This is a genomic window from Streptomyces sp. H27-H5, from assembly GCF_026627505.1.
Lineage (GTDB): Bacteria > Actinomycetota > Actinomycetes > Streptomycetales > Streptomycetaceae > Streptomyces.
The window spans coordinates 66,080-74,088 of record NZ_JAPNLK010000045.1; the positions used below are offsets into that span (position 1 = coordinate 66,080).

The 8,009-nt window shown below is 70.5% G+C and carries 6 protein-coding genes; 3 read left to right on the forward strand and 3 right to left on the reverse strand.

The window, feature by feature from the left end:
• Window positions 1-59: 59 nt before the first annotated feature.
• The 3 genes from gltX to OTB19_RS22730 all read right to left on the reverse strand — a co-directional run bounded on the left by gltX (window position 60) and on the right by OTB19_RS22730 (window position 2,611).
• Window positions 60-1,535, reverse strand: coding sequence for a glutamate--tRNA ligase (gene gltX, locus OTB19_RS22720; protein WP_267800197.1), 1,476 nt, complete (start codon window positions 1,533-1,535; stop codon window positions 60-62).
• Window positions 1,528-2,334 carry a fumarylacetoacetate hydrolase family protein gene (locus OTB19_RS22725; protein ID WP_267800198.1) on the reverse strand — a complete coding sequence of 269 codons (807 nt, stop codon included), beginning with the start codon at window positions 2,332-2,334 and terminating at the stop codon, window positions 1,528-1,530. Before OTB19_RS22725 ends, gltX begins: the two co-directional genes overlap by 8 nt.
• Window positions 2,335-2,428: 94 nt before the next feature.
• Complete coding sequence (locus tag OTB19_RS22730) at window positions 2,429-2,611, reverse strand: hypothetical protein (protein WP_267800199.1); 183 nt, start codon at window positions 2,609-2,611, stop codon at window positions 2,429-2,431.
• A 578-nt stretch (window positions 2,612-3,189) separates the two neighbouring features.
• On the opposite strand from OTB19_RS22730, the gene OTB19_RS22735 reads away from it, so the two are divergent.
• The 3 genes from OTB19_RS22735 (at window position 3,190) to OTB19_RS22745 (ending at window position 7,948) form a co-directional block, all read left to right on the forward strand.
• Window positions 3,190-6,939, forward strand: a complete 3,750-nt coding sequence (locus OTB19_RS22735) for a nitrate- and nitrite sensing domain-containing protein (RefSeq protein WP_267800200.1) — start codon at window positions 3,190-3,192, stop codon at window positions 6,937-6,939.
• A gap of 9 nt (window positions 6,940-6,948) precedes the next feature.
• Window positions 6,949-7,362 (forward strand): roadblock/LC7 domain-containing protein, encoded by a 414-nt coding sequence (locus OTB19_RS22740; RefSeq protein ID WP_008739864.1) that lies wholly within the window; start codon window positions 6,949-6,951, stop codon window positions 7,360-7,362.
• A 151-nt stretch (window positions 7,363-7,513) separates the two neighbouring features.
• Window positions 7,514-7,948 (forward strand): DUF742 domain-containing protein, encoded by a 435-nt coding sequence (locus OTB19_RS22745; RefSeq protein ID WP_267800201.1) that lies wholly within the window; start codon window positions 7,514-7,516, stop codon window positions 7,946-7,948.
• The last annotated feature ends 61 nt before the right edge of the window (window positions 7,949-8,009 follow it).

Sequence of the window (8,009 nt, forward strand, 5' to 3'; positions counted from 1 at the left end):
AAAGCCCCGGGGGCGGCAGCCTTTTCGGCTGCCGCCCCCGGGGGACCTAAGGGCCGTGCCTACGCGGCGAGCCTGGCCAGGGTCGCGTCGATGCGGGCCAGCGAACGCTCCTTGCCCAGGATCTCCAGCGACTCGAAGAGCGGCAGGCCCACCGTGCGGCCGGTGACGGCGACGCGGACCGGGGCCTGCGCCTTGCCGAGCTTGAGACCGTGGGTCTCGCCGGCGGTCAGCACGGCCTGCTTGAGGGACTCGGGGTCGCTCCAGTCGGCCGTCTCCAGGTTGGCGCGGGCGGTCGTCAGCAGGGCCGCGGGCTCGCCCTTCATCGCCTTGTCCCACGACGCCCGGTCCTCGACCGGCTCCTTGCGGAACAGGAAGTCGACGTTGGCCGTGATGTCCGACAGCACGGTCACCCTGGTCTGGGCGTACGGCGCGATGCGCTCCCAGGCCTCGGCGTCGAAGTCCTCGGGGGCCCAGTTGGCGTGCGGGGCCCGCAGCCACGGGGCGCAGGCGTCCGCGAAGGCCTTCGGGTCGAGCAGCCGGATGTGGTCGGCGTTGATCGACTCGGCCTTCTTGAGGTCGAAGCGCGCCGGGTTGGCGTTGACGTCCGGGATGTCGAACTTCGCGACCATCTCCTCGATCGAGAAGATGTCCTGGTCCTTGGAGAAGGACCAGCCGAGGAGCGAGAGGTAGTTCAGCAGGCCCTCGGGGAGGAAACCGCGCTCGCGGTACAGGTTGAGCGAGGACTCCGGGTCGCGCTTGGAGAGCTTCTTGTTGCCCTCGCCCATGACGTACGGCAGGTGGCCGAACTCGGGGACGCGCTGCGCGACGCCCAGCTCGATCAGCGCCCTGTAGAGCGCGATCTGGCGCGGGGTGGAGGACAGCAGGTCCTCGCCGCGGAGGACGTGCGTGATCTCCATCAGCGCGTCGTCGACCGGGTTGACCAGGGTGTACAGCGGGGCGCCGTTGGCCCGGACGATGCCGAAGTCCGGCACGTTCTCGGGGCTGACGGAGATCTCGCCGCGGACCAGGTCCGTGAAGGTGATCGTCTCGTCGGGCATCCGGAAGCGGACGATCGAGGAGCGGCCCTCGGCCTCGTACGCGGCCACCTGCTCGGCGCTCAGGTCACGGCAGTGGCCGTCGTAGCCGGACGGCTTGCCGGCCGCGCGGGCGGCGTCGCGGCGCTGGTCCAGCTCCTCGGTGGTGCAGTAGCAGTGGTAGGCGTGGCCGCCGTCCAGGAGCTTCTTCGCGACGTCCGCGTAGATGTCCATGCGCTCGGACTGGCGGTACGGGGCGTGCGGACCGCCGACCTCGGGACCCTCGTCCCAGGTGAAGCCGAGCCAGCGCAGCGAGTCCAGCAGCTGGCCGTAGGACTCCTCGGAGTCGCGGGCCGCGTCGGTGTCCTCGATGCGGAAGACGAACGTGCCGCCGTGGTGGCGGGCGAACGCCCAGTTGAAGAGAGCGGTTCGGACCAGGCCCACGTGGGGGTTGCCGGTCGGGGAGGGACAGAAACGTACGCGGACGTTCGCGTTAGCCACGCTTGATCACCTTGTTGGTGAGAGTGCCGATGCCTTCGATGGTGACGGCGACCTCGTCGCCGACGTTGAGGGGTCCGACTCCGGCCGGGGTCCCCGTGAGGATGACGTCGCCCGGGAGCAGCGTCATGGCCTCGGTGATGTGCACGATCAGGTCCTCGATGGAGCGGACCATGTCGCCGGTGCGGCCGAGCTGGCGTTGTTCGCCGTTCACGGTGCACTGGATGGTCAGGTCGGTCGGGTCCAGATCGGTCTCGATCCAGGGGCCGAGCGGGCAGGAGCTGTCGAAGCCCTTGGCCCGGGCCCACTGCTTCTCGCGCCGCTGGACGTCGCGCGCGGTGACGTCGTTGGCGCAGGTGTAGCCGAGGATCACGTCCTTGACGCGCTCCTTGGGGACCTCGCGGCACATGCGGCCGATCACCACGGCGAGCTCCGCCTCGTGGTGGAGTTCCTCGGAGAAGGAGGGGTACGTGATCGGGTCCCCCGAGCCGACCACCGAGGTGGAGGGCTTGAAGAAGGTGATGGGGGCTTCCGGGCGGCCGTCGGCGTCCACGAGGGAGTGGCCGAGCTCCGCCGCGTGCTCCGCGTAGTTGCGGCCGATGGCCACGACCTTGTTGGGGAGCACGGGTGGCAGCAAGCGGACCTTGGCGAGCGGGACCTTGACCCCGGAGAGCTCGAAGTCCGCGAACGGGATGCCCTTGATGATGTCGAGGACGAGCGTCGCTTCGTCGCCGGGGGCGGTGCTGCCCTCGACCGCGCCGAACGCGACATTTCCGTCGATCGAGAACCTGGCGATGCGCACGTGCTGCGTCTGCCCCTCTGTCTGCCGGCCTGCTGGAGTCTGCGGACTCCAGGCTAACGCGGCAGGCAGCGGGGCCCCGCTTCTTCGTCCGCGACTACTGCGCGGCGACGACCGGCGCGTCCATCAGGATCGTGCGCCGCGGGTTCGCGGTCTGGGCCGGAAGCTCGACGGCGTGTTCCGCGACCGGCGGCACCTGGAGCTCCTCGGCGTCCTTGAGGTGCGCGAGGGTGGTGCGGCGGGGGTTGGCTATGTTGCGGATCAGCATCGTCGTCTTCATCGGAGTTCGGGGCCTCGGCTCGCTCGTCGGGTGATGGTTGTCGGATGCGCCAACCCTGGCGCCAACCCTGCAAAGGGCAAGGCTAAACATCTGAATCCCCGGCTGAACCGGGAAGTAATGGCCACAGCTATGTGAGTTTGCTCACCCATGACCTGGCATTACGGGCATAACGGGCAGTCAATTTCGCTTCACGAAACGGACATTGCGCCACTGAATGCGGCATTCCGCTCCTGATCATCAGGACTGGGACACCTTGCCGGCCACGGTGTTTGGTCGGCGTAAGTCCGGTTTTTCCCGGTACCGGTACCACATGGAGTAGCTACCCCCTCACGTGCCGTGACCGGCTCGCCGACCCGACGCGCGCACCTTGTTGGAGATCCTCCACTGTGCTGGAATTCGCGGGACCGCCGCGGGAATCAGCCGGCGCGCAGGTGGCGCGACTCAGCGCCGAGCGCGGTGGCAAGGAGAGGGAGACGCGCCGGTCACCGACGACCACCATGGGGCCGTCAGTGCCCCACGACTCGACACCGTCCCACCGGTCACCCGGCGGGACGCCTGGTCCAGAGGTTGCGACGCTAGTGCAGGGACGATTCAAGAGGGATGGCAGCGCTGCGGCGGAGCAGGAGCCGCGCGGCGGGACCGACCGTGGCTCCTCGCCCCAGCACGCCCAGAACCGCGGGCCGGCTGTCGAGGGTGCGAGCTCCGACGCCTCCGCCACGGTGAAGGCGAAGGGTCGCGCGAAGCCCAAGGTCTTGGCCAAGGCGAAGGGCAAGAGCGAGTCGGCAGCCGGGCAGGGCGTGGCGATACCGAAGGCCCCCACGGGGTCCGGTTCCCGCCTCGCCATGCAGAACTGGCGCATCAGCACGCGACTCGTGTCGCTGCTGACCCTGCCGGTCGTCGCCGCCACCACGCTCGGTGGCTTCCGCATCAACGACTCGCTGAACGACATCGCGCAGCTCGACCACATGCAGCTGCTGACGACCATGACCCGGCAGGCCACCAACCTGGCCGCCATGCTCCAGGAGGAGCGGGACAAGTCGGCGGGTCCGCTGTCGGTCGCCGCCAAGGACCCCGCCAAGGTCGGCACCGCCAAGCCCAACTCGCTCGTCCAGGGCGTCCGTGACCAGACCGACGCCGCCGCCGAGGCCTTCGCCGCGGCGACCGACAAGGTCAGCCTCACGGAGGACAAGGACGAGACCCTCAAGTCGATCCGCAACAACATCCTGCAGATCGGCCGCCAGCTCACCGGCATCGAGGACATCCGCAAGAAGGCGTACGACAACGGCGCCCAGCAGACCGTCACCGAGTACAACGCGCTGATCGTCTCGCTCCTGTCCCTCTCGCAGGACATGGCCCAGGCCACGTCCAACCCCGAGATGATCAAGCGCACGCGCGCCCTGGCCTCCTTCTCCTCGGCCAAGGAGTACGCCTCGATCCAGCGCGCGATCATCGCCGCGTCGCTCCCCGAGAGCGGGGCCACGACCGGCACGCTCAAGGAGAACGACCGCCTGTACGCGCTCTCCGCGCTCCGCGGCGAGAGCCAGTCGAAGAAGACCTTCGAACTCGTCTACCAGGGCCGCTCCGAGGAGCTCACCGCGTCCCTCGGCGACGGCAACCCGGAGATCAGCAAGGCGGACCACTACACCCGCCGTGTGCTGTCCACCGAGGGCCAGTTCGCCAAGGAGCAGCAGTACCGGTCCTGGATGGACTGGTACGACGCCGACGGCACCAAGCTCCAGGCCATGAAGACCATCGAGCTGTCGCTCCTGGAGGACATGGAGCAGAAGGCCCGCGAGCTCAGGAACGAGTCTCAGCAGGACGCCATCATCAACGGTGCCCTGATCTTCCTCGTCCTCGGTGTCTCCCTCGTCGGCGCCTTCGTCATGGCCCGGTCCATGATCCGGTCGCTGCGACGTCTGCAGGACACCGCCACCCGGGTCGCCCAGGACCGACTGCCCGAGCTCGTCAAGCAGCTCTCCGAGTCCGACCCGCAGGACGTGGACACGTCCGTGGAGTCGGTCGGTCTGCACACCCGCGACGAGATCGGCCAGGTGGCCGCGGCCTTCGACGACGTGCACCGCGAGGCCGTCCGCCTCGCCGCCGAGCAGGCCCTCCTCCGGGGCAACGTCAACGCGATGTTCACCAACCTCTCGCGCCGCTCGCAGGGCCTCATCCAGCGTCAGCTCTCGCTCATCTCCGAGCTGGAGTCCCGCGAGGCCGACCCGGACCAGCTGTCCTCGCTCTTCAAGCTCGACCACCTCGCGACCCGCATGCGCCGTAACGGCGAGAACCTCCTCGTCCTCGCGGGCGAGGAGCCGGGCCGCCGGTGGACCCGCCCCGTCCCGCTCGTCGACGTGCTCCGCGCCGCGGCGTCCGAGGTGGAGCAGTACGAGCGCATCGAACTCTCGTCGGTGCCCGGCACCGACGTCGCCGGCCGCGTCGTCAACGACCTCGTGCACCTCCTCGCCGAGCTGCTGGAGAACGCCACGTCGTTCTCCTCCCCGCAGACGAAGGTCAAGGTCACCGGTCACGCGCTGCCCGACGGTCGGGTGCTGGTCGAGATCCACGACACCGGCATCGGCCTCTCCCCCGAGGACCTCGCCGCGATCAACGAGCGGCTCGCGTCGCCGCCGACCGTGGACGTCTCCGTCTCCCGCCGCATGGGTCTGTTCGTGGTCGGCCGCCTGTCCCTGCGACACGGCATCCGCATCCAGCTGCGTCCCTCCGACTCGGGTGGCACGACGGCCCTCGTCATGCTGCCGGTCGACGTCGCCCAGGGCGGCAAGAAGCCGGCCCCGATGCCCGGTCAGGGCGGCCCCGGGGGCTCCGGCGCCCAGGGCGGTCCGCAGGGCGGCCCCGGCGGTCAGGGTTCCGTTCCCGGTGGGAACTCCCGTCCCCCGGTGGGCGCCGGCCAGCAGCGCGGCCAGGTCTCCGGCGGCGGGCAGCGTCCCGCGCTGCCGGGGCGTGACGGCTCCGCCGGTCAGGGTCCCCAGCAGCAGCGTGCGCAGGGTCCGGGTCAGGCGCCACAGGGCGGCCCCGGCACCCGTCCGCAGCAGGGCGGGGCGCCGACCCGTCCGCAGGCCGGTCCCGGCGCACCGAACGGTCAGGGCGGCCCCTTCGGCGGCCCCGCCCCGCTGCCCGGGCGTACGCCCGGCGCCACGACCGGTGGCCCGCAGGGTCGTCCGGGTCAGACCCCCTCCGCCTTCCCGCAGGGCAACGGGTTCGAGCGTCCGCAGCAGCCGCAGCCCCAGCAGCAGGACGCCCGGCAGTCCGCCGCCCCGGCGCCCACCCAGCGCAAGCGGCCGCAGCTGCCGCCGCGCGGTGGCGCGCCGCGTCCGGAGCTCCCGGGCGCCGTTACCTCGCCCACCGGGATCCCGCAGGGCACCAGTTGGGGTGCCGGTCAGGGTGGCCAGGACGTCCCGCGCGGCCACGACGAGCTGTCGGGCCCCGGCGCGACGGCCGAGTTCGCCCGCCCGGACTACAACGCGCCCTTCCCGCAGGCCACCGGCGGCAACCCGGCCAACAGCAGCACCGGCCAGTTCGAGCGTCCCGACGTGCGCGGTCCCCTGGACCCGTCCACCACCGGGCAGTTCGAGCGTCCGGAGCTGCGCGGTCCCGCGGACCTCTCCGGTCCGGCGTCGACCACCGGCCAGTTCGCCCGCCCGGACTTCCAGGCGCCGCGCAGCGGCGGCCCCGGGGTGGGTGGCTACAGCCGCCAGCACCAGGCCCCGCAGCAGGGCGCCGGTTACCCGGCCGCCCCCTCGCCGCTGCCGGCTCCGCAGCCGGAGGCCCTGCCTCCGGCCCGGAACCAGGGCGAGGCGCGCAGCCCGATCTTCGACACGCTGGAGTCGAACTGGTTCCGTCAGGAGGGCGAGCAGCCCGCCGACCAGGGACCGGCCGTACCTCAGCAGCCGCAGCAGAGCGCCCCGTCCGCACCGGCTCCGCAGCATTCGCAGCCCCAGCTGCCGCAGCGGGGCCAGGAGCCGGCGGCCGACGCCGCCGCGACCGGCGCCATGCCGACCGTCAGCTGGCGTTCCTCGCCGAACGACGAGCTGATGCGACAGGCCGAGCGCGTGCGCCAGCCCGCCGCGGGCGGCATCACCACCTCGGGGCTGCCCCGTCGCGTACCGCGAGCGAACCTCGTGGCCGGCACGGCGCAGCAGCAGGCCGAAGCACAGGCAGGCCCCCAGGTATCGCGTGCCCCGGACGATGTCCGTGGCCGTCTCACCAACCTCCGCCGCGGTATCCAGCAGGGGCGTCAGGCCGGCACCACCGGCCCCGCGACCGGCAGTTACCACGTCGACCCCACTTACCAGCAGGAGCGATAGTTGAGTTCGATGAGCCAGGCGGCACAGAACCTGAACTGGTTGATCACCAACTTCGTGGACAACACCCCTGGGGTGTCCCACACCGTGGTGGTCTCCGCCGACGGACTCCTTCTGGCGATGTCGGAAGGTTTCCCGCGTGACCGCGCCGATCAGCTGGCGGCCGTGGCCTCCGGTCTGACGTCGCTGACCGCCGGAGCCTCCCGCATCTTCGAGGGTGGCGCCGTCAACCAGACGGTCGTGGAGATGGACCGGGGATTCCTCTTCCTCATGTCCGTCTCCGACGGATCCTCGTTGGCCGTTCTCGCGCACCCCGAGTGCGACATCGGCCTCGTGGGCTACGAGATGGCCCTCCTCGTGGACCGCGCCGGCAGCGTCCTCACCCCGGACCTGCGCGCGGAGCTGCAGGGAAGCCTGCTCATCTGACTGCCAGACTCCCGGCCGGACGGTACTTCCGGCCGGGAGCCCGGGGCCCGCGCCCCGGAATCCAGTACCCCCGACAGGCCGTCATCACGTCCCCCCACCGGCCGCCCTGTCAGACGGCACGCTGACCACTGCTGTCCAGCCCGGAGGATCAATGACCCCGCCCCCCGCCTACCCCGATGCGTACGGAGATTCGTACTCGGAAGGCGACCAGCCGCTGGTACGTCCGTACGCAATGACCGGTGGCCGGACCCGTCCGCGCTACCAGCTCGCCATCGAGGCGCTGGTCAGCACCACGGCCGATCCGATGCACCTTTCCAGCCTGCTGCCGGAGCACCAGCGCATCTGCACGCTGTGCCGTGAGGTGAAGTCGGTCGCGGAGGTCTCCGCACTTCTGTCGATGCCGCTCGGTGTCGCCCGGATCCTCGTCGCAGACCTGGCGGAGGCCGGAATGGTGGCCATCCACCAGCCGGGCAATGGAGAGGCCGGCGGAACGCCGGATGTAACACTGCTCGAGAGGGTTCTCAGCCTGGATCCACCGCGTAGTGGTCGGGCTGTGGATGGAGAAATCAGAAGAGGTGCCCGCTGACCTGGGATGATGGGAGTTTCTACGCTTCCATCAGACCCGAGCAAGAGGGCACCTCGTAAGT